We start from the raw sequence: 26,005 nt of genomic DNA, 5'->3' as shown, positions 1-26,005 counted from the left end.
TTAAAAATCGTCCTGCTTTGTTAACTGAAAATAAAACAAGTTTGATTATAAAAACGAAAAAACTAAAATAATGGTGGAATTCACCAGTCATTACAGTTCAATTCTACGTTATTTTCTAAAATCCTGCAAAATATTATTTTATTGAATAAAAACTGTTTGACTAAATCAAACAAAAGCGTTTAAAATAAATCAAAACATAAGGTTTAAGATTAAGGAGGGTTTGAATTTTGGAAGAGAATTTGCCTGCCGCTACTGAACGTAAAACTGGCGAATCCCGATACGCCATCGAGTCAGTTATGAAAACGCTGCAGGTGTTGTTTTCGTTTTGTGAGCCGCCTTACCGTTTCACTATTGGAGAGTTGGAAAGCTTGACTGGATTGTCCAAAAACCAGGTGTTTCGCAGCTTGAAATCACTTGAGGAGTTTGGCCTTCTGCGGATGGAAGCAGGGGGGCAGTACCTGGTTACAGCAATGGTATATAACTTGGCGATGGCAGTTGAGCATGACGCTCCGCTTGAGGAGCTGGCACAGCCGATTATGGAACAGCTGCAGCAAGCGACAGGTGAAACCGTCAATCTGTGCTGCTTGCTTGAGGGACAATCCACCATCATAGCCCGGCGCCACAGTAAGCAAGGACTGCGTTTAATGTCCCGTCTGGGCGAACGGATGCCTCTGCATGCGGGGGCTTGTCCGAAGGCGATGCTTGCACATTTGCCTGTAGAGGAACAGGAGAAGGTATTAAGCATGGTTCCGCACTATCAGAAAATGACCGAAAAAACGGTGTCGGATCCAAATCTTCTGCGTTTCGAATTGGATCAAATTCGCAAGAGGGGTTACAGCATTAGCGATGAAGATTATGAAGCAGGAGCTATTGGTGTAGGAGCACCGATCTTTGGCAAGAACGGTAAATTGATTGCCGCCATTAGCGCCGGCGGGCCGACTATTAGAGTAAGCCAGGACGACATACCTATGTTGGGCCAAATAACAGTCGAAGCAGCCAACAAGATTTCCAGGATTCTCGGTTATTTTCCAACCCGACGACTCGATGAACCACAGTGAAATCCATTTATCATTATAAGGGGGAATAATGTACACATGCATAAACGCAAACCATTATTGACCGTTACAATCGCTTGTCTTCTGGCTGGGGTGCTGGCCATCTCTGGCTGCAGCATCAACCCTAACGCGGGCTCGAGCGCTCCCAGTCCGGCGCCGAATAATTCGGCTGCGCCTGCACCTGCGGCTACGGCTGCAGTTTCGAATGCTACAGTAAATATGGCCATTAACGCTGAGCCTAACTTCAATCCATGGTTCCCTACCGGCTTCGCAGAATCCCAGCCTGTTACGGAAATTTTGTTTGACGGCTTAACCAAATGGGGCACTGATTACCAGCCGGTCCCGGCTCTTGCGACGGATTGGAAACCGGCTGACGATGGCATGAGCTGGACGTTCAATCTCAAGAAAGATGTCAATTGGAGCGATGGCAAACCATTCACAGCCGATGACGTCGTCTATACTTTTAATGAAATCGTTCTGAAGAAAGAGCTGGGTGCCAGCAACTCATCTAACTTCGTGGATGTGGATAAGGTTGTTGCCGTCAGTCCAACTCAAGTGCAGTTCGTGCTTAAGAAGCCCTGGTCCTCCTTGCCGAATTATTTGGCATGGTACGCCAAAATTTTGCCCAAGCATATCTTTGAGGGACAAGACCCTTGGAAGCTGACTACGTTCAACAAAGAGAAGCCGGTTGGCACAGGACCTTTTATCCTCACCAAATATTCAGCAGGCCAATTCGTAGAATTGGAGCGTAATCCCAATTATTACGGTGGGGGCGCCAAATTCAGCAAGATCGTTTTCAACATCATTCCGGACAACAACACACAAATCGCACAGCTGCTATCCGGTACGCTTTCCATGATCAACGTACAGGATCCGAACCTGTTGGAGAAGTTGAAGTCGAATCCGAATCTGAACGTCAATGAAGTGCTGGATAACAACTATTTCTGGATCGCATTGGATCAATCCCAGGAGCGTTTCCGTGATGTCAAAGTTCGGCAAGCTCTATTGTACGCTATCGACCGAGAGTCAATCATCAAGGGAGTGTTGAAAGGCTACGGCTCAGTAGCAACCGGACCACTCGCACCGATCCAGGAGAAATATTACAACAAGAACGTGAAGAATTATGCATTTGATCCGGAGAAAGCGAAATCGTTGCTTAAAGAAGCTGGATACACGCCGGGTGCGGACGGGTTCATGCAAAAGAATGGCCAGGTGCTCGAGGTGAATATGCCTGCCGGACAATACGGCGTGTTGGTTCAAGCCTCTCAGCTGGTTCAACAATATTGGCAAAAGGTTGGCGTGAAAGTTAATCTTCAGGTTATCGACTGGAACACTTACGTGCAGAAGGTAGTCGGAAACCGTCAATACGATGCAACACTTTGCTGGTGGCGCGCACCGGTCGATCCGGATGTTCTAGCTTATTATCACAGCAGCTCCGCAGGTAAAGGCAACAATATCCCAGGCTACAAAAATGCTGCACTCGATAAATTGCTTGAGGATGGACGTAAAGCCAAAACTACGGAAGAACGGGTAAAAATTTACAATGATGTGCAAACATTAACCGCAGAAGAGCTGCCTTATCTATACCTCTGGTATCCTACTATGGCCGTGGCTACACAAAAAAGCTTAACGGTGCCCAAAACGACCTTCATTGTAGCTGAGGATCATATTACGGAATGGACGATTCAAAAATAACAATACTTTCTTTCCAGGGTGCGAGTAATGAATTCTACGTGCCATGCACCTTGGAAGAAAAGGGAGGAGCTGCCTGGTGTCCCGATTTATTACTTTACGGATCGGTCAAGGAATTATCACGCTATTACTCGTGTCGATCCTGACCTTCTTCCTCATCAACCTGGCTCCCGGCGGGCCTTCGGCCATCATGAATTTCGAATCGACTGCGCAGCAAAGGGAAGCGCTAACAAAGCAGCTCGGCCTCGACAAGCCAGTTGTTCAACGATATTTCGAATGGTTGGGTGGTGTAGTTAAAGGCGATTTGGGGAGATCGCTTGATTCCCAACAGCCTGTTGCAACTTTACTCGCTGAGCGGTTTCCAAATACGGTATTACTGTCAGCAGCGACATTGGTTTTTACTTTGTTGATTGGGATTCCTCTGGGTGTTATCGCTGCGGTGAAGCGGGGGAGCTGGCTTGACAGGTCAATTACATTTATGTCTACTTTCGGCATGGCCATTCCTGAATTTTGGCTGGGAATTTTGCTGATCATCATTTTTGCCGTGACGTACCAAATGCTTCCGCCTTCCGGTATGATTACGGCGGGCAGCGTCTTTTCGTTGGGGGACTTGGCTAAGCATATGATAATGCCTATGCTGACTTTATCGATTCTCATGCTGCCGAATATTGTCCGATTTACCCGTTCAGCTATGGTTGACGTCATTGATCTTGACTACATACGTACAGCCAGAGCGAAGGGACTTAAAAGCTTCAGCGTCTTTTTCAAGCATGCATTGCGCAACGCCCTCATTCCGATCGCAGCTATCGTCGGGCTAATCATTCCGATTTTGCTTGGGGGCTCGGTGGTTGTAGAGAATGTGTTTGGCTGGCCTGGAATGGGTCGATTGGCTGTACAGGCAGCAACCAATCGTGATTATACCGTGGTGATGGGCTTAACCTTAATGGTAGGAACGATTGTAATCATTACTAATATTGTGACGGACCTTTTATATTCCGTCCTGGATCCGAGAATACGCTATGAGTAAGTTGGCTGCTGTGCAAGATAAACAATGGACCGACGCATCCGTAGCCGCCCCAGGGATGATGACAGGTTTTCAGAAGACTCTCCGAAACTTATCCGTTCTTGGGAAAATAGCCTTAGCTTATTTGCTTATTATGCATCTATTTGTACTTATCGCTCCGTGGGTTCTAAGTCATTCACCTACGGATACCGATCCGCTGGCGGTCACGCAGCCTGCAAGTGCCGCACACTGGATTGGAACCGACGAGCTTGGCCGAGATGAACTGGCGAGGATCGTTTCCGGAGGCAGAATTACGCTGATGGTTGGACTTGCAGCCATGGCGCTTGCCGTTGTGCTTGGTGGCTTGCTTGGCTCGATGGCGGGATTTTTCGGCGGCACTACAGAATACATCATTATGCGCATCGTGGACATGATGCTTTCGATCCCGTCGTTTTTTCTCATTCTGATCGAAATCACTTCATTCGGGAATAGCCCACCGGTCGTCATATTTGCTGTTGGTCTGACCTACTGGCCTCAGATGGCTCGAATCGTGCATGCAGAAGTGCTAAAATGGCGCAGCAGCAGCTTGGTTGAAGCTGAAACAACGCTTGGCGCCGGCCCTTGGCGCATCCTGTTCCGGCATGTCATTCCACAGACGTTCTCATCCATTATCGTCTTGGCGACACTTGGGATAGGGTGGGCGATATTGGCCGAATCAGGACTGTCTTACCTGGGACTCGGCATTCAACCGCCGCTTGCCTCATGGGGGAACATGCTTCAGAATTCGCAGAATTACATTTGGACTGCACCCGAGCTGGCTGTTTATCCCGGAGTGCTCATCTTGGTAACCGTATTGGCATACAGCCTGCTGGGTGAAGCGCTGCGGGACGTCCTAGATCCCAAGCTAAAGCGGTGACTCCAGAAAGAGGAGCTTGTCATGGCGAATAAACTTATAGAAATCCGCAATTTGAAAACATACTTTCATACCAAAAACGCGGTGATTCGCGCCGTGGACGGTGTCGATCTAGATGTGGACGAAGGGCAAATCGTCTGCATTGTCGGAGAATCGGGCAGCGGCAAAAGCATTACCTCTCTATCCATTATGCAGCTGCTGGCAAAGCCGGCGGGGCGTATCGTTGATGGAGAGGTCTGGTTTGAAGGAAAAGATTTGACGAAGCTGGCGGAAAAGGAAATGACGGAAATTCGCGGCAATCGGATTTCGATGATCTTTCAAGAGCCAATGACTGCGTTAAATCCGGTAATGAAGGTCGGTGAGCAGATCACGGAAGTGCTGCTGCGCCACCGTTCGGTTTCCACGGCCGAAGCGAACATTAAGGCAGTAGAGATGCTGAGGTTCGTTGGAGTACCCCGGGCCGAGCACATTGTGAAAGAGTACCCGCATCAATTGTCCGGAGGCATGCGCCAACGGGTTATGATCGCGATGGCGATGGTCTGTGAGCCCAGACTGCTGATCGCGGACGAGCCGACAACTGCTTTGGACGTGACCATCCAAATTCAGGTGCTCGAGCTGATGAAAAAAATGCGGGATGAGTTGAACACGTCCATCATCTTGATTACGCATGATCTTGGCGTCGTTGCCGAGATGGCCGATCATGTAGTAGTCATGTATGCCGGGCAGGTTGTTGAAAGCGTACATGCGGATACGATTTTCGATACTCCGCTGCATCCTTACACCCAGGCGCTGCTCGCCTCCATCCCTTCATTGGATGATGAGAAGGATGTGCTGTATTCGATTCCGGGTACGGTGCCAAGCGCAGCGGCATTTCCTCCCGGCTGCCGGTTTACGGATCGCTGTGAAAGGGCACAGCCTTCATGTGCCCGAAAATTGCCTGAATTGCGGGAAATTGAACCGGGGCATTTCGTTCGCTGCGATTTAGTTCAGAGTGGAGGCAAGCTATGAGCGAACTGCTGCTTGAAGTGAAGGATCTTAAAAAATATTTTCCGATCAAATCGGGATTTTTTCGTAAAACGGTTGGTCACGTCAAAGCTGTTGATGGGGTATCGTTCACAGTGAATGCGGGCGAAACTCTCGGCATCGTAGGAGAATCCGGCTGCGGTAAATCGACTATGGGGCGCATGGTGATGCGGGTTTTGGAACCAACGGAGGGCAGTATCCTGTTCAACGGCCAAAATATCGCGCAAATGAGCCCTGCTAGCCTGCGAAAGCTGCGCAAGGATTTTCAAATGATATTTCAAGATCCTTCTTCGTCGCTCAATCAGAAAATGACGATCCGCGATTTAATCGCAGAACCGTTTCACATCCACGGACAGACGTCCAAATCGGATATCGATCAGGAAGTGATCAAGCTTCTGGAGACAGTCGGCCTCCGGTCAGGAGACCGATTCCGGCATCCGCATGAATTTTCGGGGGGACAACGTCAAAGGATCGGGATAGCCCGCGCGTTGGCGCTCAATCCGAAGCTGATCGTGGCAGACGAAGCGGTTTCCGCGCTTGATGTTTCCATTCAATCGCAGATTCTGAATCTTATGGTCGAATTAAAGCATCAATTTAATTTATCGTATATTTTTATCTCGCATAATCTCGCGGTCGTCAAACATATCAGCGACCGGGTAGGCGTGATGTATTTAGGGAACATGGTTGAGATTGCTTCCAAGCAGAGCCTGTTCCAAAAGCCGCTGCATCCTTACACGGAAGCGCTGCTCTCTGCGGCCCCAGAGCCGAAGCGAACGGTGCGGCGGGAGCGGATTATACTCCAGGGCGATGTACCAAGCCCTGCTAATCCGCCCCTTGGTTGTCCGTTCCATACACGCTGTCCCAAAGCTTTCGATCGCTGCTCTCTTGAGCGACCGTCACTTAAAGAAGTTTTGCCCGACCACCAGGTGGCCTGCTTTTTGTATTAGCCAATTTATAATACGAACCTTATGGTTTACAAGCAATAACATCGAAAAAGCACATCTTCCGGATGTGCTTTTTTCCGTAGTTAACATTCGTCCTGCCACTTACTTGCATAGACAAGTATCTTGCGAGGAGGGTGATGGCATTGAAGAAAATGGAGCCTATTTTATTTTGCGTTCTCATGTCGGTCTTCATGAGTGTCACGATGTCTTTTGTAAAGACAGCAGTTAATGTATTACACAGAATGCACTTTTAAAATAAGAGGCTTTATCTCAGAGGGCAGTCGACCTGTGAATTCGGTCTGCTCTTTTTGCTGAATTTACCGATAAAAAGCTTTTGCCGCTTACCCTGCAACTAAGGTATTATAGATGAAAAAGTATGACATCTGTTGGAGGTAGCAAAAGTTGAACACACAAACGATTTCTAACGGAATCTTATCTGCGCTAATGGCTTGCACGGGAGGAGCTATTCTTATAATTGATACGGCTAATGCTGCTGGCTTCAGCCGACCTCAATTGATCTCATGGATTTTTGCCGTTTATTTTATTGGAGGCTTGTTAAATCTCATTCTCCCATTGATTTATAAAATCCCAATTGCTGGTGCTCATTCTATCACGGCTGCTGCCTTTTTAAGTACGGCTGCTGCGGGCTATTCGTTATCCGAGCTGGCAGGCAGCTATATGCTGGCGGGGGTAGTTATTGCTATCGTCGGCGTCTCGGGGCTTTTCGTCAAATGGCTTCGTTACATACCCAGGCCGATGCTCGATGCCATGCTGGCGGGATTGGTATTGAATTACATTGTCAAAATGGTTCCTGCTTTCAAGCAGGCGCCGATAATAGGCTTATTCGCTCTCACCGGTTTTCTGGTCATACCCAAAATCTCGCAGAAGATTCCACCGATTATCGGTGTGCTTGTTTTCGGAATTATCGGATTATCCGTTAGCTCGTCATTTCCGCCATTGAATGAGGCCCTTTTCGTATGGCCGCAAGCTATAACGCCTACATTTTCATTCCAAGCTTTTGTGTCCATTACGATACCTGTAGCCATCCTTATTTTGAGCAATGATATTGCTGTAGCTCTTGCTGCGTTAAGGAAAAATGACTACGAGCTGCCGGTTAATAAGGTACTGGTCATCTCAGGCTTGGCCACTTGCTTAGTCGGATTTTTTGGAGGACATGCGGCAACTGTGGGAGGTATGATGAGCGCGGTATGCAGCCAGGAAGAAGTAGGTCCACGACATAAACGATACTGGGCAGCGGTTGTTTCAGGAAGTCTTGTGCTTTTATTCGGAGTATTTGCTTGGGGTACTGTATTGCTAATTGAGATTCTTCCGCTGCATTTTATTACGATAATTGCCGGTTTCACACTGGTTGGGGTGCTGCTGAACAGCTTGCAATCTGCCTTTTCTGAGACGTCCTACCGCTATTCCACCTTGTTTGCTTTTGCAATTGCCGTATCCAACGTAACTTTTCTGGGTGTTGCTGCACCGGTCTGGTCGCTTGTATGCGGGGTGCTTATTGCCAAAATTTTAGGTGAAGGCAAGTCGCCCGTAGCTCCAATTCTGGAAGAAAGAAGAGTGGTAAGCAAGTAGTTAGTAAGCAAGTAGTAAGCATGGAGTAAGCATGGAGTAAGCAAGTAGTAAAAAAAGTAGGCTAGCTTAGGCTAAGGTTGCTTGCTATGGAGCGTGGGGTGGACCGAAAGCTATGCCAACGCCACAACGTGCTCGGAATCCGTGAGTTGAAAATTCGCTCGTTGTGGAGCGTCAATACTGGCTGAACCTAACTACTTCATTTCGTATTCGTATTCGTTCGGATTCAGACAGCTCGGTTCCTTTATGTTTGGTTAATGATGTCCTGACATCTAAAAGTGATCCAGTTTTTTCAAATTTAACCTGTGTCATGCAAAGTGGCGGTCGGTTTCTATTCAGTGCAGCTAAATGCTAAACACTAAATGCTAAACACTAAATGCTAAACACTAAATGCTAAACACTAAATGCTAAACACTAAATGCTAAACACTAAATGCTAAACACTAAATGCTAAACACTAAATGCTAAATGCTAAATGCTAAATGCTAAATGCCCCACTGTAGCGCGAAATAATAACGATTGTATGTTTAAACACAAGTTACTCGTTAATGCGATTTGACTATTATGTCGGGTATCCACCAAATAATCTAACATCATCAGTAGCCTGAAGCGCCATATTTCAAGTGGACAAGTGATCCTGTTGACTCGTTTTGCTATTGAATAATAGTGTGTGCCGGTTTGTTCGCCGATTATAGATATTCAGCCCTTTCAATATGCTGATATATCACCTAACACAATCCTCAGTGGCTTTTCAGCGAAATATTAGGACAAGAATATGAGTTAGCTGGAAAATGTCATGTTAATTATTGAATTTAATGGCATTCCTGTCCCTATAACTGGAAATCCTACCGCTAATTTCTTCTGTTTACCTAATTATCTTAAATATCGCTTTATTTAGATGGAGGATTTCCAGTTAAACATAATTAAATCCGTATATTAGTTAAATTAGCGTGAGGAATTCCTGTTATTTCAATTCTTTTTACAGCCTTCGTTAGTTAAACCCGTAGTTTGAATTTGTTAGTTTAAAAAGATTATGTAAGGAAGATTTGCATGGAGTTAGTGCTAATTATCATAGTAGCAAATGTCCCTGGTCTGATGAATTTAAGACTCTTAGGCATTAAACAGGGACTTGCCGTATTAATGATAATCTTAAATATAGCAGGATTCTTCCTATACTTAATCAACTATGAATTTTCCACAAAGTTATTAATAATAAACATTGTATTTATTGTTTTCTACATTGTAATTTTGGTATTTGAAATAAGATTCAAAAATTCCAAATAATATGAAAGAAAACCTAATACTTGATTTTAACAGAAAGTCTATCCTATAGAAAAAAATGATACCCGCAACCCAGAAATCTATAATCCCGGAGTAAAATAAAAAACCTAATCCCGCGAGGATTAGGTTTTTAGATGTTCTCTCGCATCCTTGCGGTATTGGCCGGGCGGCATGCCTACGGCCTTCTTGAAGGTGCGCGAGAAATTTTGAGCGTTGCTGTAATGCAGACGCGAGGATATATCTTCAATGCTCATTTCGCTGTGCACCAGCCAGCTTTTTGCTTTCTCAATCCGGCTATGCAGCAGGAAGTCCGAGAAGGTCGTATCATGGACCTCCTTAAGCGCTTGCTTGCCGATTGAGGTCGGCACATTAAGTGCCTTGCAGCAGCCCTCCGGACGCAGGTCTTCTTCATTATGCTCATGAATATATGCGGTAAGCTGCTGGGCTACCTTGAGCATATGCTCCAGATGCTCCTGTTGCAAATCAGCGTATAGCTTATCTACGGTATTAGATTTGAGCCAAGCGATCCATTCCTCCAGTGTCGCCAGCTGCATCAGCTCGCCCATCAGCGGTTCAGTAGGCGGCTTGCGCAGCGTGCTGCCTATAGTCCGGTGGATGGAGAATACCATCTCTGTCAGCTGGCTTTGCAGCCATTGATAGCTGATGGTACGCAAGCCCTGAAGCTCTCCGAGGCGGTCGATGTAGCGATAAGCGAGCTCCGGGTTCAGGGAACGCACGGCATAAATAACGTCATTTTCCAGCTCGCGGAACGAAACCGGCAGGGCAGAGGCACCACTGTCTGATTCCTCCCTGCGGAATTCTTCGATCGGGATAATTTCATTGGTCCCGGTTACAAGCTTATGCTTCAATGCATCCTCTGCTTCCTGGGATGAGAGACTCAAATACGCGTAATCCTTCCTCAACAGGCTTATGCCGATAGAAACCGTGAAGGGAAAGTATTGCTCAATGAAATCGCGTATCGTTCTTGCCGCCTCATGAATGGAGGTTTTGTACGTATCAAGCGAAGCCTCTGCGTCATCTAAAGAAAGGAGGGCGAGAAAACGGCCTTCTCCGTGTCCGGTAACGACACCTTTGCCTTTCCCGTCGATAACTTCTTGAATAACCAATGACAGGCCATAAAGAAAGTAGTACAGGTCAATTTCCGAGTATATGCCTGACATACTTTTATATTGGTCAATTTCCACACAAAAGCAGCTGTAGCCCCCCGGTAGCAGCTCTATCTGATACCGCTCGCATTTGTCTACATCCTCCTGAGACCGCAGCCCCTTTTGCAGCATATTGCGAATGAACGCTTCGCGGATTTCCGGCGTCAGCTCCTTTACCTGTTCCTTAAGCTCATCCCTCGTTTCTTTGATACGCTGCATTTTACCGTAAATATGTTGGAATTCATCGGCCCGTTGGGCAGTTTTTTTAGTTGAATTTAACGCCCCGGAGCCTGTCGAAGGCTCATCCAGTAGCGAAACAATATCTTTCCAGCCCCGCCATAGCCGGTTCGTGGAGAAGATGGTGACTAATACGGCTAGAATCAATAACACAGCTGCCAAAATAAAGGTCACATTGCGAATGCTCTTAATTTTCGTAAAAAGCTCCTCGTTTGGGGTGGCGAAGCCGAATATCCAACCATTATAAGAAGGTGGCAAATACGCCGTGAACAGTTTGTCCGAAGCAGGGCGGCGTTCATGTAAAATTTCTGGCACCACATAAGCCATCAGTCGGGCGGTGTCCATGACTCCGCGGTTTTGCAGCAATTGATTGTTTTCATCCAAGATGAAATAATTCCCTTTTGTTTCATTGGAAGAGCCGAGTATATGATCGAAGAACTGCTGATTCAAGTGAATGATAATGTAGAGTGTTCTCGAACCTTGAAAGATCGGCAGCTTGCGGATATAAACTGTAGTAGGAGTCTCTTTAACCGTCAAATTAAAAAAGGAGTAGTTTTTATCTGTTCGCTCAAATTTGGCGATGGCCTCCCTATAGTCCTCTTGAAAAGCAGTAACCTGGTGATTGGTGCTGTACAGCTTTTTGTTGCTAATACGGTACAGGGCTATATTATCGACATCATCCATTGAAGTTTGCATACGCAGCATGGTTTCGAGCAGCTTTAGAATCTCAAGATTATTTTCTTCTTCTCCCGGCATGATGAGCGATTCCAGAGCGGGAAGCTTTTCGAATTGCAGCACGGATTGGTCGATTTGCTTGAAGTAGTTTTGGACTCGATCCTGCGTGCGCTGTAAGGACACGTGGTAGGCGCTCTGCACCTCCTGTACCAAAGTATCTGTAGCTATCCGGTATACCGCGTAACCCATGGCTGTGATGCAGAGGGAGGTCAGAAGCAGCATGATGATTAGTGTTTGCGCTTTTTTGGAATGTTGAAGACGCACTGAGCGCCCCCCTTTCTATTTAAAAATATAACGGTAAGATTATAGCATGAACAGTATCATTTTGTGCAAATGAGCGATTTGGCAATAATGATAAAGAGAAAAAATAAGGGAGCTTTACCCGATTTTACGTCTGGTTATATGGTCATTTGAGCTATTTGTTGCTATTTTGCGGAATTGATCGTTGCCGAAGCTGCTTGAAGAAAGATACATTGATGGCGAAGGTAAAAGAGCAAGCATCTACACAGACCATTTACAATTGAAAATGAAAAGGGGAATAACAATGACAGTTAATAGCAAGACTTACTGGAAACGGGCTGCCAGCACATTGTTGGTCACTGCATTAGTAGGAGTAACCGCAGCTTGCGGAAGCAACACTTCGGATAAGCCTCAAACCGGTGGGGCTGCCAAAGCGCCAACAGGTCCAGTGAAGCTGAAGCTGGCTTATGACTCCGGCAACACGATTCCAAGCACCTCGGCAGACAGTAATGAAGCGATGAAATATTTGCAGGATAAGCTGGGCATACAATTTGATCTCACAGTAAATGCCTGGGAAATCTATAAAGAGAAGATCCGCGTACAAATCGCGTCCGGAGATGTTCCAGATGCGTTTGCATGGAGAACCATGGATGATTTTATTGTAGGCATGATTAAGGCTGGAGAAATTGTACCGCTGGATGAATACATCGATAAGTATCCGAATCTAAAGAAGCAAAAGGATCTGTACCTGACCAAATATCAAAATAAGACGTATGCGATTGCGAATGTGCGTAACCCGGTTGCCTCTGGCGATGCTCCGCTAATTCGTCAGGATTGGCTGGATGCTTTGGGATTGCAGGCGCCAAAAACAATGGATGATCTGTACAATGTAGCCAAAGCATTTTCCTTCAACGATCCGGATAAAAATGGAAAAAAAGATACGTACGGCATCCAGATTGGTTTTGGAGCTAATGCATTTATAGGAGTTAGCGGCTTACAAGAGCCATTCGGCATTCAAGATAAATGGGTGAAGCAGGCGGATGGTAAATACGTCCCTTATTTCGCGACTCCGGCCTTCAAGGAATATTTGACCTGGATGAATAAAGCATTCAAAGATGGTCTGATTGATCCCGATTTCGCGGTAACGGATGGCAAAACAGCTGAATCCAAGGTGGTCAGCAAAGGTCAGTCCGGGATTTTCTTCCATTACATGTCCCGTGTAAACGATTTTGAAGATAACTTTAAGAAAGCGAACCCGAATGCCAAGCTGATGCCTTTTGAACCTGTAAAAGGTCCTGCCGGACTGCAAGGGGCTACAGGTCGCGTGGAATATGGAGGTTTGTTCGTTTCTAAAAAAGCGGCTCAAGATCCGGCGAAAATGCAAAAGCTGATGGAATGGCTCGACTTCGGAGCAAGTCCTGAAGGTCAAACTTTCAACCTGTATGGTGCGGAAGGTATTCATTTTACGAAAAAAGATGGCAAGAATGAAGTGAAAAGCGAGCTGATTTCTCGTGATATGCCGGGTACATTCCTCAGAACACTGCCTATGCAGCCTACGGAAGAAATGTTCGTGAGCAAGAAAAACTCCGAGGAAGCGCAAAAAATTGTTATAAACGGAAATAAAATGCTTGAGAAGTTTTTGAAAATCCCAACACCTATGGATTTCGCGTTCTCCCCTGTCGGTTCGAAATATAGGGCGGAGGCCGATGCTTTTATCAACACCAATATAGTAAAAGTCATTATGGGCAATACGGAAGTGAAGGATTGGGATGGCGTTGTGAAACAATGGTACGACCGTTTTGAAGGCGCTAAATGGATTGAGGAAATTGCAGCTACTGCAGGTAAATAAATGAAGCGGCACAGGGGTGCGTGTCAGATCAGCGGCACGTACCCGAGCTTTCTATAGGGAGTGATGGATAATGACAACTAGGACGGAAGCCGCATACCCAGGAAGAAGACCGGCGGCCGCTGCCCGCACTGGGAGCGGTAAGCTGTGGAAGAAGCTATGGACGGACCGTTACTTATATTTGCTGGCTCTGCCCGGAATGGCTTTTATTTTACTTTTTGATTATGTTCCGATGTACGGAATTGTTCTTGCCTTTCAGGATTATAACCCGTTTGCAGGCATTCTCCATAGTGATTGGGTCGGTTTTGCCCATTTTGAGCGTCTATTTAAGCATCCGGATTTTTGGTTGGTTTTACGTAATACTCTGGTAATCAGTTTAATGAATTTGGTGCTGTTTTTCCCGACTCCGATTGTATTGGCATTGCTGCTTAATGAGATACGGTTAAAATGGTTCCAGCGGACGATACAAACGATTATTTATTTGCCTCACTTCGTATCATGGGTTGTCATTTGCTCACTAACGATCACCTTGATGAACTCGGAAGGGCTGGTTACACAGATTGTCCATGCATTGGGCTTTCCGAAGGTACAACTGCTGCTCGATAAACAACTGTTCTGGGGCATGATTACGCTGCAAAGCATTTGGAAGGAAGCCGGCTGGGGGACGATTATTTTCCTTGCGGCGCTGGCGGGTATTAATCCCGAGCTGTATGAGGCGGCGCGTGTGGACGGAGCAAACCGTTGGCATCAGATGAAATCGATTACGATTCCCGCGTTGATGAGCACAGTTGTTGTGCTGCTGTTATTGCGGATTGGACATATTATGAGCCTTTCGTTCGACCAGCTGTACATGATGGGTAACCCAATGGTTAGCGATGTGGCTGAAGTATTTGATACCTATGTATTTAAAGCCGGGGTTCTTCAAGGCAACTTCAGCTTTGCGGCAGCGGTAGGGCTGTTTAAATCGGCAGTAGGGCTTGTTCTAATACTCGGCTCCAACTTTTTGGCTAAAAAGACTAGTGATAACTATTTATTCTAGATATGGTTCAACAAACTTCCAGGGAGGAGACAATCGATGAAAAGGCAGAAAAGTTCAGGATTCGAAGTGATTAACTACGCGCTCCTCGGATTAATGGCACTATTGATGATATTTCCATTCTGGAATGTATTGGTAATGTCATTTTCGACATCTCATTTGGTTTATGAGGGACAGCTGTTGTTTTGGCCCAAGCAATGGACGACGGCAGCCTACAACGTAGTATTTCAAAACCGTCAGTTCATTCAAACGCTGCAAAATACTGTATTTATAACCATTGTAGGCACGGCCATAAGTATGGTACTGACAACGACTCTTGCGTATCCGCTATCCAAACGGACGGTTAAGGGCGCAAGTGCAATGCTGTTTATCGCCTTTTTCACAATGCTGTTCAATGGGGGAATTATCCCTTCTTATTTACTGGTTAAGCAGCTAGGTATGCTCAACTCGCTATGGTCCTTAATCATTCCAAGTGCGCTGAGCGTGTTCAACCTGATGATTATGGTCAGCTTCTTCCGTTCACTACCATCCGAGCTGGAGGAGTCGGCCAAGATGGACGGATGTAACGATATCGGAGTACTGCTGCGTATCATTGTACCGATTTCACTTCCGGTTATTGCGACTTTGACATTGTTTTATGCGGTCTCCAAGTGGAATATATTTTTCCAAGCGGTTATGTACAACAGTGATGTCAGTAAAATGACGATGCAGGTGCTGCTGCGGCAAATTTTGGTCCAGATGACCAGCGATGCCGTGGATGCGGCAATGTCGGGGGATACTCCAAAGATTGGCGTGACGGTCAAGATGGCGATGATTATAATCGCTACGGTACCGATTCTATTGATTTATCCGTTCTTGCAAAAGTATTTTGCCAAAGGTGCGATGATTGGTTCGGTGAAAGGGTAGGCCTGATGAAAGGAATGAATTCTGTTTCGTAAAAGTGGAACGCAGAATATGTTTATGATGCGAGTCTAGCTGAAGCGAAACTATTGGGAGGCTGCAATAAGGATGGACAGAGAAAGATTGTTGAGCAAGGCGCAGCAGGTATACGAGTATATGGTCACCGCACCTGAGAGCGATTGGCAGCGCAATATGTACAATTGGGACTGGAAGCCGGGCGTTGGCTTGATCGCCGCGGTGAAGTATGGCGAAGTGATCGCTGACTCAAAGGAGGTTCGCGAATATTTGTGGCGCTGGATGCGTGACAACCGCCACAAGGCGGCGCAGCAGCGTGTCATTAACTCGACAGCGCCATTCGCCGCGCTGACGGAAATGCTGCGCAGCGAGCCGGAGGCTGTGGCGGAGTGGATGCCGCTCGTGCGTGAGCACGGCGAGTGGCTCATGCACGAAGCGCCGCGCACGAAGGAAGGCGGCTTCGAGCACACAGTGACCGAAGGCGTCGACTTCCCGGAGCAGCTGTGGGCCGACACGCTGGTAGTCGGCGCACTGTTTCTGGCGCGGCTCGCGTCGCTGACTGGCGACGAGGCGATGGCGCAGGAAGCCGTGAAGCAGGTCGTCGTTCATCTGCAGATTCTGCAGGATGAGGCGACGGGCGTGCTGTTCCACGGCTTCGATGGGCTGCACCGCAGCCACATGTCGGCGGCGCGCTGGGGCCGCGCCAACGCTTGGGTGGCTTTCGGCGTGCCGGAGATCATCGCCGAGGTGAAGCATTTGGCCTATATCCCGCCCGAAGTGGGCGAGCGGTATACGGCGCTGGTGCAGGGCTTGGTCCGGCTTCAGACAGCTAACGGTATGTGGCATACCGTAATGGACCGGCCGGACTTTTATCTTGAGACGTCGGCGACGGCAGGGATCGCCTACGGCTTTGCGCTTGCGCTGCGCAGCGGCTTGATCGCCGATGCGGCGCTGCAGGCCGAGCTTCGCGAGGCCGTGCGCAAGGCGGCCGACTCGGTCATGATCCACGTCGATGTATACGGCGCGGTGCACGGGGTGTCCGGCGGCACGCCGGTTATGCCTACGGTAGAGGCGTACAATGAAGTGAAGATTACGCCAACGCCTTATGGGCAAGCCTTGGCTCTGCTGCTGATCAGTGAGCTGCTTGATTCCCACGAAAATGAGATTTAGACAATCTAGAGGCAAGTTAATCCATCAATGATGCTACAGACAAATCCAGCTTGCGTTGCCATCTCATCGCTACCGTCTTTTGTCATTTTATTTTGTTAGCGAAAACCTTTTTTTAATACTTACAATTGGGGGGAGCTGTTGTTTACTTCCCCTTGATTTTCTGTACTCATAAACATGTATACGGGAGGGAAAACAAGATGAAACAAGGGAAAATAGCTGGAAAACGGAAATCTTGGGGAGCGGCCATACTCGCAATGCTGGTGTCGCTATCCGCTTTTACAAGCGTGTCAGTGGCAGCGGCTGTAACCATTACGCCGGATGCGAATCTTTTTTTGGATAGAGTGGACCGGGTGTACCCGGATGTAAGTGCAGCGGAAAAACAACTGAAATTTTTCAAAACCAATCTGCTCGCCAATCAACAGCCAGACGGTAGAACAGATAACTTTCCGCAGAAAGTGACTGTCAGCAACGGAACCCTTTTGACTGGTAACATTGTTTCGAATAGGGGCTTTGAAGCGGGGACTTCTTCTGCAGCAGCACCCGATAGCTGGAGTTATTCAGGAGCAGCACAATTCACTTGGGTAAATGATGTGCAAGCTGCTTTTGAAGCTGCAAGAATGATCAAAATGGAAGCGCTATCAGAAAGCGGCGGTGTTCTGTCACAAACCATTGCGAATCCGCTCGACGTACTGGTCGATTATGTGACTCCAGCGACTGTAACATTAAAGCCTAACAGTTTGATGCTGTTTAGCGCTTATGTGAAAAAGGAGCAGGTAACCGGTTCAGGCCAAGGTGTGTACGCGAAGGTTTCTTTTAAGGATGCCAACGGTGCCGTGCTTGAAATCCCTTATGTATTTACTGAAGGTGGCGGTGGCAAAGGTACACAGGATTGGACGGAAATTCGCGGTCTAGTAACAGTACCCGCTGTGCAGCCAGACAGTATTGTTGTGGAAGCCGGCTTGGATGGAGCGTCAGGAACGGTCTATTGGGATGGCGTCAGACTGATGCGATTGGATACTTCAATTTCCACAGCAGCCGGATCAGCAGGCGTTCAGGTCGGGAACAAAGGAGCGGCAGCGATTCCGAATGCTAATTTCGATGCAACGCCTGCCTGGACAGAGAATCAACTGAATGGAACTAAGGCGACTATAGATCAAAAGACCTCCAGCGGTTTGTCGGGTAAAGGGGTGCAGATCGTTTCTTCTTCGATAAATACAGTCGCTTCGGTTAGTATGCTGGCTAAGGCTTCATCTAATGGAACACGGCAATTTGGCGGCGACTATCGGGTATTTTCCGTCAAGTACAAAACATTGCCTGGATTCACGGCAGCAGACGGACGTGGAGTGGCGGCAAAAATTAGCTATAACGATAAAGACGGGCTGCTAGTGGGCAGCAAAATATTTTATGGCAGCGCCACAGAAGGAAGCTGGAAGGAACTAAGCGGTATTTTTGATGCGGAATATCCGGCCTACACGATGACTTTTGAGTTGATGCTGGATCAGGCGGTGGGAACCGTTATTTTTGACAATGCATCGTTTATCGGTATGGATCAACAAAACAGCAGCACAGAAGCGGGCTTTGGAGCTGCCGGCCTATTTGCTTACATGTGGAAGTTGTCGGGTAAAACGGATGAGCTGTTAGCTAAGCAAGCAAGGAAAGCTCTCGATTTCTATTTACATAACCGTGTTCAGTTGATTGATAATCCAGCTAATTCGGATAAGCTTTTGACTGGTGCAAAGAACAGTGGAGAAGCCTATGTGCCGTATTATGTCAGCGGGAGCACAACGGGTGCAGACTATCCGACAACCGCATTTGGTCTTCATAACTTGGCGAGCACGTTGAAATATGGTCAAGAGCTGTTCACGACGGAGCAGCTGGCTGAGGGCAAGGAAAAGGCTTATTCCATGTGGAAATGGCTAACCCGGGTAACCAAATTCAGCACGCAAAAATCGCAGAACCAAGCCCTTGTAGCGCTGCTGGGTGGTATTGAGTTGGCGGTGTTGTATGACGATCAGGCATTGAAAAATGAAATTTATAATTATTATACAAAAGGAATTCCTGGAACGAACCTGCCGAATGAGGGAGGGTTTCGGAAAGAGGCACGGCAGGAGGTGGATGGCAAACATATTTTTTATGAGGTGAACGGGTTTGATGTTAGCTACGCAGGTGTATCACTGAGCGATTTGGCTGAAATTATCAATGAGATTCCTGATCAGGATGCTGGCTTTAAGGATTTCAAAAGCATCATTCATGCGGACGGCATGGAAATGGCACAATATTTCAACTCGCGGCTTTCTGCCGATGGTTGGATTTTCGCAGGCTCGCGGCATAACGAGGGCGGCGGCTCCAGCTTTAACATGGGTAACTTCTCAGGCTTATCGTATTGGGCTCAAGAGTTGAATTCGGATTTGGGGCGGTTTTTGATCAAAGGCCCGAGTGCCTTAATTCCATCCTACGGGGAAACGGCCAATCTGGGTCATATTGCGGTACACGGTCCTGTAGCCTTGCACCATATGCTGCAAAAATACGCATGGGTATCCACTGAGCAGCAGAAGCTGGAGGACTATACATTCCGTAAAGGCAAGGTGTCGGCTTATTTCAAAAATGATAACCGGCAGCCTCTGACAATCTCCGTATCTGGAACCGATTTTACTGAAAATTTGATTGATTCCGGTACTGTAACCCCAACGGGACCTAAGATTGATCGGGTTATGGGGATGTATTTTAAAGATGGCAATGATCAGTGGCTATATGATGATGTGAAAGCTTCGACCTCGAATATGGCAACGCCTAATTATTATGTTCGCAAAGATACGGGTGTCTCCACTTCTACTTCGAACATTACGAAGCAGTATTACATTACGAACGGAACGTCGCTTTATAATGTATTGGCGGTACAATTCAGCTCCGATCAAAGCTACAAATCGCTGAATCAGTTGATTGGTCTGCCTTATATGTCAGTACCCGATTATCCCTATGTGCCTGGCAGCATCGATCCTAACATGGTGCGGATCAATGGTATATATGCAAGCGATGGCTCTCCCTTGCTTGATTTGACGCAAGATACGGGAGAGGCTTCGGCTAGTGAAGTTCGTGCTGGCAAGGCCCGAATAAACGGCTGGCCCGGCTTGAAGGCTGTTAATGCGCCTGCGGGCGGTACGGCAAAGCCGACATGGCTATCGAGCGCTGACATTAACCAACTGAACGCCGGATTTACCACAACTAACGGCAAGGTTATGGATGATCTGTATTCGAAGGCGCTGTGGGATCCGACAAATGTTAGAACGTCTGATAATAACGGAGTTATTGTTCAATTTGCTAACTCGGATAAGCTTATGGTCAAGCTGACCGATTCGGCGGCTCCCGCTGCTTACAAGGCTGGAGAATGGGTTTATTTTGTGGCCAAATATGCTCCTGATAGTAAGACGGGCAGCTTTTCCGTAACTCCTGTGCAGACTTATTCTACACGCAGCGATGTTTTGCAGGCTATTACCGTTGAGGATGAGGGTATGAAGTTGGTGCTAAGCGGAGGCAATGATTTATTTATTGATAAGCAAGCAGGGATGATTCGGTTCAACGGCAATCCGGCTGCGGCCTCTGAGCTGGCTAATCTGTGGAAGGAGCAGGGCAGAACCCTAGCTAACGATAGAGTGAATTTCCCTTACCTGTACGATTTGAATGGAGATGGGATCATTTCCATTGAGGATCTGTCTCTGCTCGGCTTGTACATCAATAAACAATAAGGAAGGAGGCTTGGTTCAATGAGACATTTAACAATAAAATTTCCGACGGCAGCTGCAGTGCTGCTAATGATTGCGGTTCTGCTGTCTATATTTACAGGTACGTCTTCAGTGGTATTTGGAGCTGTACCGTCTTCATTATACTTGGATGAGAACTTCGACAATTATCCGACGGCCACTTTGAGCGGAGCGAATTGGGGCACTACAACGGCTTCAGGTTCGGTGATGGTCGAGGAGGATGCCAGTAATGCCAATAATAAGAGTGTCAAAATTACAAAAACCAATATGACCGGCACTGTAAATGCGGATCGCAAAAATATTAGCTTAACCGGGCAATTTGTTGTGGATTATCGTGTTAAGAGCGATGAGGTTGAGGGTAATAAGTCGGCTCCCTATATTAATAACGCTACTCAGACAGGCGTCAATATCTCTCTGGATACAGGCAGCATAAAGGCTTACAACGGTTCGACCAATGCCAAGCTGCAAGCTTTCACAGCGGGTACCTGGTATCAAGTTCAGCTTGTGCTGGACACGAATACAAGCAAGTTTGATATGTATGTTGACGGTAAGTTGGTGGCATCCCAGTTTTCTTTTAGGACTACTGCAGCCAATCCGTTAACGTATATTCGCTTTGCCATTGGCTCTAATCAGATTGGAACCGTCTCCTTCGATGACTTGAGAGTAACTGAGGTGCCAACTACTATAGAGCTGGAAGCCCCATATGGGCTTGTGATTGGCCATACTCATACATCCAAGGTAACTTCCAACTATCCGGATGGAACGAGCGGCGATGTTACGAAGGCAGCTTGGTATGATTCCTCCAACACGGCGATAGCTCAGGTGGATGCCAAAGGGGTTGTAACGGCCAAAGGCATCGGGTCTGCGGTCATTACCGCTCACTATGCCGGAAAAACCACTTCAACAACCATTGAAGTCGCCAGCGACGTAGTGCTTAACGGCCTGCAGATGGATGCAGAAGCTTATAGCATTCAGCATGGATCCGAGCGTGCCACTGCAGTGACAGCTGTTTATTCCAATGGATTGAGAAATGTCACAGCTGCTGCGGGGTATTCTTCGAATAACCCGTCCATAGCTACGGTTAGTGGAACAGGACTTGTTACCGGCAAAAGTCCGGGAACTACTGTAATCACAGCCACTTATGGGGGTAAATCGGCATCGGCTATAGTGACGGTAATTCCTGTGCTTGCAACGCTGCAATTGGATACAGGCGTATACAGCTTACAAGCTGGCGCCTCACATAAAACGGTTGTTTCAGCCGTTTATTCGGATCAAAGCGTTAGGGATGTATCCTTATCTTCTGCTTACATGAGCACCAATTCATCTGTTGCCTGGGTAGATCGCGCGGGTACTGTAACAGGAGTATCCGCAGGAACCTCCGTAATTACGGCTACCTACGGCGGTAAATCGGTATCCTCTAATGTGGCTGTCAGTTCGGTGAAGCTGGATTCAGACGGATACGTGCTGCAGCCAGGCACTATCCGTCAAACAAACGTACTTCTTCAGGCCCCTGATGGCTCTGAACTTAATGTTTCCGGATTAGCCGGCTTCAGCTCCTCTAATCCAGCGGTTGCAGAGGTAGATTCAGCGGGTAAAGTAACGGGCAAGAAGGACGGCTCAACGGTTATAACAGCTGTATACGGACAAAGCCGTGCTGTAGTTAATGTAACAGTGAGCTCAACCGGTTATAGTTCTCAAGTGATTCTTCCTACCACTGGTAAAGGCAGTCTACAGGTCTATTTGTGGGCTGTGGGGGCCGATTCGGTATATGGGATCCAGTCTGGCTTTGATTTTGATCCTACTGTGTTGAAGCTAGAGGGAATTGCAACAGAGCTTTTCGAAGGAGATGTGATAGAGATTGATGCAGCCAGCCTTGTCAACGTTGACGGTAAGCTGACAGGCTTCAGAAGTGTAACGGTGCAGGGAAGCCACATTGCGTATGCAGCCACTCGCATTGGATTAGATGCTGCTAGTGGAGTCAAGCCTTATGCAACGCTGAAATTCAAAGTTCTGAATGCAAGCCAAGATACGCAGCTGCAAATAAGCGGTACTACAGCTGCTGCTCTGGCAGCCAACAGCATAGTCAAAGCCGCATTAACTGGTGTTACGGCTACCTTTGACTCGGCCCCGCCTCCAACTGGAGCAGACACCATTCCACCAAGTGCACCGGTGGTAAGCGTAAGCGGGAAGACTCAAACCAGCGTCAGTTTAAGCTGGACAGAAGCAACGGATAACGTGGGTGTTGTGGGTTATAAAGTATATGTAAACAATGGAACAGCGGCAGCAGCAACAGTAACAGGATTGACCTATACATTAACAGGCCTGCTGCCTAGCACTTCTTACACTTTTGTTGTTAAGGCTGTGGATGCAGCAGGCAACTTATCGGAAGGAGCGGCAATCAGCGTACTTACATCTACGTATTCTTCCAACCATTCCAACGGTGGAGGCGGAAGTGCTCCAGTTGGACCTCAATCGGAAGATAAGCAAAATGTGAAACTCACTGATCTGAAGCCGGATATCAACGGTAAATTGGTTCTAGAGATGGGAATTGGCAAGAAGCAGTTGATGTTGCCGGTCGAAGCTATTAATGCTTTGAAATCGCAAAGCGGTAAGCTTGAAATTCAATCAGAGAAAGGGACTGTGAGCATTCCGCTTGATGTATTAAAGTCATTAACAGCACTACTTGGAAATGATGCGGCGGCTAAGGATGCACAGATTTCATTCATACTAAGCGCTATGGATAAGCAATCCGCAGAAAACATGGCAGCTTCAGCGTTAAAAACAAAGGATGCTCTCGTAAAATCAGCGAGCGAAGTGCTGCGGTTCGAGCTGTCTATCTTTACCAAGGATGGCGTGGAGAAGAAACTGCCTCTCTTCAATGAGCCCATTGAGATTAAGATTCCTTATGTTGGCAGCTCAGGTCTTAAAGAACAGCTGCTTGGTGTCTACTACCTTAACGAGCAAACTAAGGAGTGGGAGTATGTAGGTGGGCCTATTGATGCCGTGAATAAACAAATCACTGTAAAACTAAGCCATTTCAGCGTATATACGGTGCTGGAATACAATAAAACCTATATAGATGTGCCATCCGGACATTGGGGGTTTAATGCCGTAAACGTACTTTCAGCTAAGCACATTGTCAATGGCATAGATGCCGAGCATTTTGCACCGACAGCATCTACAACCCGTGCTGAATTTGCGGCACTGCTTGTCCGATCTCTAGGATTATCGGCAAAAGCTGCCACAGCCTTGCCCTTCAACGATGTACCGTCCAATGCATGGTATACGGAAGCTGTAGCGGCAGCTTATGAAGCGAAGCTTATTGGAGGCCGTGCGGCTGCAACATTCGCTCCCGATGATAAGCTAAGCCGAGAAGAAATGGCGGTCATGCTGGTAAGAGCTTATGAAGTGGCTGCCAAGGGACAAAAGCTGCAAGCTGCTTCGAGCAGCAGCTTCACGGATGCAAACAAAGTATCGAGCTGGGCAATTGAAGCCGTCCAGGCAGCTGCCTCAGCAAGACTGCTGAATGGTACGGGGGACGGCGAATTCCAACCGACTCTGTGGACGAATAGGGCAGAAACCGCTCAGGCGATTGCGAATTTGCTCAGCCTATTGCAATAACCGATAACAAGCTGTAGGTCCATCTATTAAAACGAGAAGGGGCTGTCCCAAAAGGGTATCAGTGAATGAATCAGTCCCAAACTATGTACAAAGACGCCTCCAAAACCACCATGTAAGCGGAAATGGAAGCGTCTTTTTTGTAGGGAAATTCCCATCAGAGTGGGGGTTCGAAAATCGAAAAATGAGTCCGGCCGCTTTTTGGATGTTACTTAAGTGATGGGGCGGATGCTTTCAATCTAGAGGAGACCATGATTTGTCGGGGCCGCTGCGGAAGGAAAGAAACTAGATGGAAATTGTAACGCTAATCCAGCGTGGATATCGCCTGAAATCAATCTATCTGGAAAAACTAACTCTAATAGAGGTGAAATGGTGGATATTAGCCAAAATACGTAGAATTAGCAGGAGGAATTCCAGCTATAAGACTTGGAACGCTATTTTNGAGGAATTCCAGCTATAAGACTTGGAACGCTATTTTCGGAGTAACTAACTTGACATTTTCCTGATAATTGCACGAAGTGCGCCAGACTGCCATGCAATGCCGTAACCGAACCCCGAACCCGATACCCGCGATGAGTACGCGCTTGAAAGCGACTTCATCTTATTTATCACTAAGAATACATAAGAATGTGCAAAAAAGCCTTCAACTATTAAAGTGGAATTGAGGGCTCTTTTGCAACCATCTATTCAGGATAAAATGGTGGAGGGGTTGTCTCAAAATGACTTTTGGGACAGCCCCTTTATTCTATAGAAACGGATGGAGCTTTCTACAATGTGACGCTTGCAGGAATTGAATAGAGTTTGTTCGTGATGCGGCTCTCGGTTGAGGGTCGCTTTTATTATGTCCGTCTATTGAATCATGGATTGACATATAATAACCGGGTTGATATGATCGGCATAAGATATCTGATATATCACGACTAGTTTTTACCTAGGGATATGCGGGAGTAATATACTTTTTGAGGAGAGAAATTCAATGCAATACCGTGTAGATATAAGCTCCAAAGTACTATCAATCCGGGATATGGTTTATGAAACTTTAAAAGAAGCCATTTTATCCGGCACTATTGCCCAGGGCTCGCATTTGAAGGAGCGGGATATCGCTCAAAGCTTCAGTGTCAGCACTACGCCTGTAAAAGAGGCTTTACGCCGTCTGGATCAGGAAGGCCTTGTTATAACTAAACCCAGAATCGGGACGTTTGTGTCGAATAAAATTATGAGCTCTATTGAGGAGATCAGTTGGGCAAGATCTGCGCTGGAAGGGGTAGCTGCGAGGCTTGCTGCTATTAAAATTTCCGATCAGGAAATTAGAGATCTGGAAGAGCATATGGAGAAGATAAAGAAGGCTACCCAGGAGGATAATGGGGCTCTTTTGTATGAATTGAATGAGGCTTATCACAATAAGATATTGGATATCGCCCAGAATGACTATATTGTTCAGCAAATTAACGCGGTTAGAGCCTTTGACCGGGCTGTTCGCAAGCAGGCATTGTCTGATTCACAAGAGCTGGAACGGGCTTACAAGGAGCATTATTTGGTATTTGAAAAAATTATGCAGCGGGACCCGGATGGTGCGGAGGAAGCTATGCGCAATCATATTCGCAGAACGGCTTCTTTTGTAATGGAGAAGCAATAAATAAAAGCTTGTTAGCTTATATTTGAAAATTTTACCCTTGCCTATATTTATGCTTGGTTCAGCCATATTAGGTAATTCAAGCAACACAGTAATTGGAAGCAGAAACTGTGTATTGACGGCAAAGGTTTCTTATGGCAATATCTGATATATC

15 protein-coding genes are annotated in these 26,005 nt (G+C 47.0%); 14 read left to right on the top strand and 1 reads right to left on the bottom strand.

Features of this window, described 5'->3' with window-relative positions; all coding sequences use genetic code 11:
- Positions 1-227: 227 nt before the first annotated feature.
- From ACFQ0C_RS15655 to ACFQ0C_RS15625, 7 genes are all read left to right on the top strand, one after another.
- On the top strand, positions 228-1,058 hold the full coding sequence (locus tag ACFQ0C_RS15655; protein ID WP_379368007.1) for an IclR family transcriptional regulator: 831 nt from the start codon (positions 228-230) through the stop codon (positions 1,056-1,058).
- A 36-nt stretch (positions 1,059-1,094) separates the two neighbouring features.
- Positions 1,095-2,750 (top strand): ABC transporter substrate-binding protein, encoded by a 1,656-nt coding sequence (locus tag ACFQ0C_RS15650; RefSeq protein ID WP_258211567.1) that lies wholly within the window; start codon positions 1,095-1,097, stop codon positions 2,748-2,750.
- A 76-nt stretch (positions 2,751-2,826) separates the two neighbouring features.
- Positions 2,827-3,774 (top strand): ABC transporter permease, encoded by a 948-nt coding sequence (locus tag ACFQ0C_RS15645; RefSeq protein WP_379368006.1) that lies wholly within the window; start codon positions 2,827-2,829, stop codon positions 3,772-3,774.
- Positions 3,767-4,666, top strand: a complete 900-nt coding sequence (locus ACFQ0C_RS15640) for an ABC transporter permease (protein ID WP_258211565.1) — start codon at positions 3,767-3,769, stop codon at positions 4,664-4,666. The genes ACFQ0C_RS15645 and ACFQ0C_RS15640 overlap by 8 nt, the downstream gene beginning before the upstream one ends.
- 21 nt (positions 4,667-4,687) lie before the next feature.
- The gene (locus ACFQ0C_RS15635; RefSeq protein ID WP_379368005.1) at positions 4,688-5,671 is read left to right on the top strand and encodes an ABC transporter ATP-binding protein; all 984 of its coding nucleotides are present in this window, start codon (positions 4,688-4,690) and stop codon (positions 5,669-5,671) included.
- Positions 5,668-6,633 carry an ABC transporter ATP-binding protein gene (locus ACFQ0C_RS15630; RefSeq protein WP_258211563.1) on the top strand — a complete coding sequence of 322 codons (966 nt, stop codon included), beginning with the start codon at positions 5,668-5,670 and terminating at the stop codon, positions 6,631-6,633. Before ACFQ0C_RS15635 ends, ACFQ0C_RS15630 begins: the two co-directional genes overlap by 4 nt.
- Positions 6,634-7,032: 399 nt before the next feature.
- Positions 7,033-8,220 (top strand): benzoate/H(+) symporter BenE family transporter, encoded by a 1,188-nt coding sequence (locus tag ACFQ0C_RS15625; protein WP_379368004.1) that lies wholly within the window; start codon positions 7,033-7,035, stop codon positions 8,218-8,220.
- A gap of 1,399 nt (positions 8,221-9,619) precedes the next feature.
- Here the strand turns inward: ACFQ0C_RS15625 and ACFQ0C_RS15620 are convergent.
- On the bottom strand, positions 9,620-11,899 hold the full coding sequence (locus tag ACFQ0C_RS15620) for a helix-turn-helix domain-containing protein (protein ID WP_379368003.1): 2,280 nt from the start codon (positions 11,897-11,899) through the stop codon (positions 9,620-9,622).
- 280 nt (positions 11,900-12,179) lie between these two features.
- Between ACFQ0C_RS15620 and ACFQ0C_RS15615 the strand changes: the two genes are divergently transcribed.
- The 7 genes from ACFQ0C_RS15615 to ACFQ0C_RS15585 all read left to right on the top strand — a co-directional run bounded on the left by ACFQ0C_RS15615 (position 12,180) and on the right by ACFQ0C_RS15585 (position 25,854).
- Positions 12,180-13,724, top strand: a complete 1,545-nt coding sequence (locus ACFQ0C_RS15615) for an extracellular solute-binding protein (protein WP_379368002.1) — start codon at positions 12,180-12,182, stop codon at positions 13,722-13,724.
- Between the two features lie 70 nt (positions 13,725-13,794).
- Positions 13,795-14,760 (top strand): ABC transporter permease, encoded by a 966-nt coding sequence (locus ACFQ0C_RS15610; protein ID WP_379368001.1) that lies wholly within the window; start codon positions 13,795-13,797, stop codon positions 14,758-14,760.
- 36 nt (positions 14,761-14,796) lie between these two features.
- Complete coding sequence (locus tag ACFQ0C_RS15605; protein WP_379368000.1) at positions 14,797-15,663, top strand: carbohydrate ABC transporter permease; 867 nt, start codon at positions 14,797-14,799, stop codon at positions 15,661-15,663.
- Positions 15,664-15,765: 102 nt separating this feature from the next.
- The gene (locus ACFQ0C_RS15600) at positions 15,766-16,842 is read left to right on the top strand and encodes a glycoside hydrolase family 88/105 protein (RefSeq protein ID WP_379367999.1); all 1,077 of its coding nucleotides are present in this window, start codon (positions 15,766-15,768) and stop codon (positions 16,840-16,842) included.
- 197 nt (positions 16,843-17,039) lie between these two features.
- Positions 17,040-20,585 carry a hypothetical protein gene (locus tag ACFQ0C_RS15595; protein WP_379367998.1) on the top strand — a complete coding sequence of 1,182 codons (3,546 nt, stop codon included), beginning with the start codon at positions 17,040-17,042 and terminating at the stop codon, positions 20,583-20,585.
- An 18-nt stretch (positions 20,586-20,603) separates the two neighbouring features.
- On the top strand, positions 20,604-24,221 hold the full coding sequence (locus ACFQ0C_RS15590) for an S-layer homology domain-containing protein (RefSeq protein ID WP_379367997.1): 3,618 nt from the start codon (positions 20,604-20,606) through the stop codon (positions 24,219-24,221).
- 973 nt (positions 24,222-25,194) lie between these two features.
- Positions 25,195-25,854, top strand: a complete 660-nt coding sequence (locus ACFQ0C_RS15585) for a GntR family transcriptional regulator (protein ID WP_379367996.1) — start codon at positions 25,195-25,197, stop codon at positions 25,852-25,854.
- Positions 25,855-26,005: the final 151 nt, after the last annotated feature.

This window comes from Paenibacillus sp. GCM10027630 (genome assembly GCF_042676305.1).
In the GTDB taxonomy this organism is placed as follows: Bacteria; Bacillota; Bacilli; order Paenibacillales; family NBRC-103111; genus Paenibacillus_S.
The sequence above is the reverse complement of the archived record's forward strand: the minus strand, read 5'-3'. Positions and strand labels throughout refer to the sequence as shown.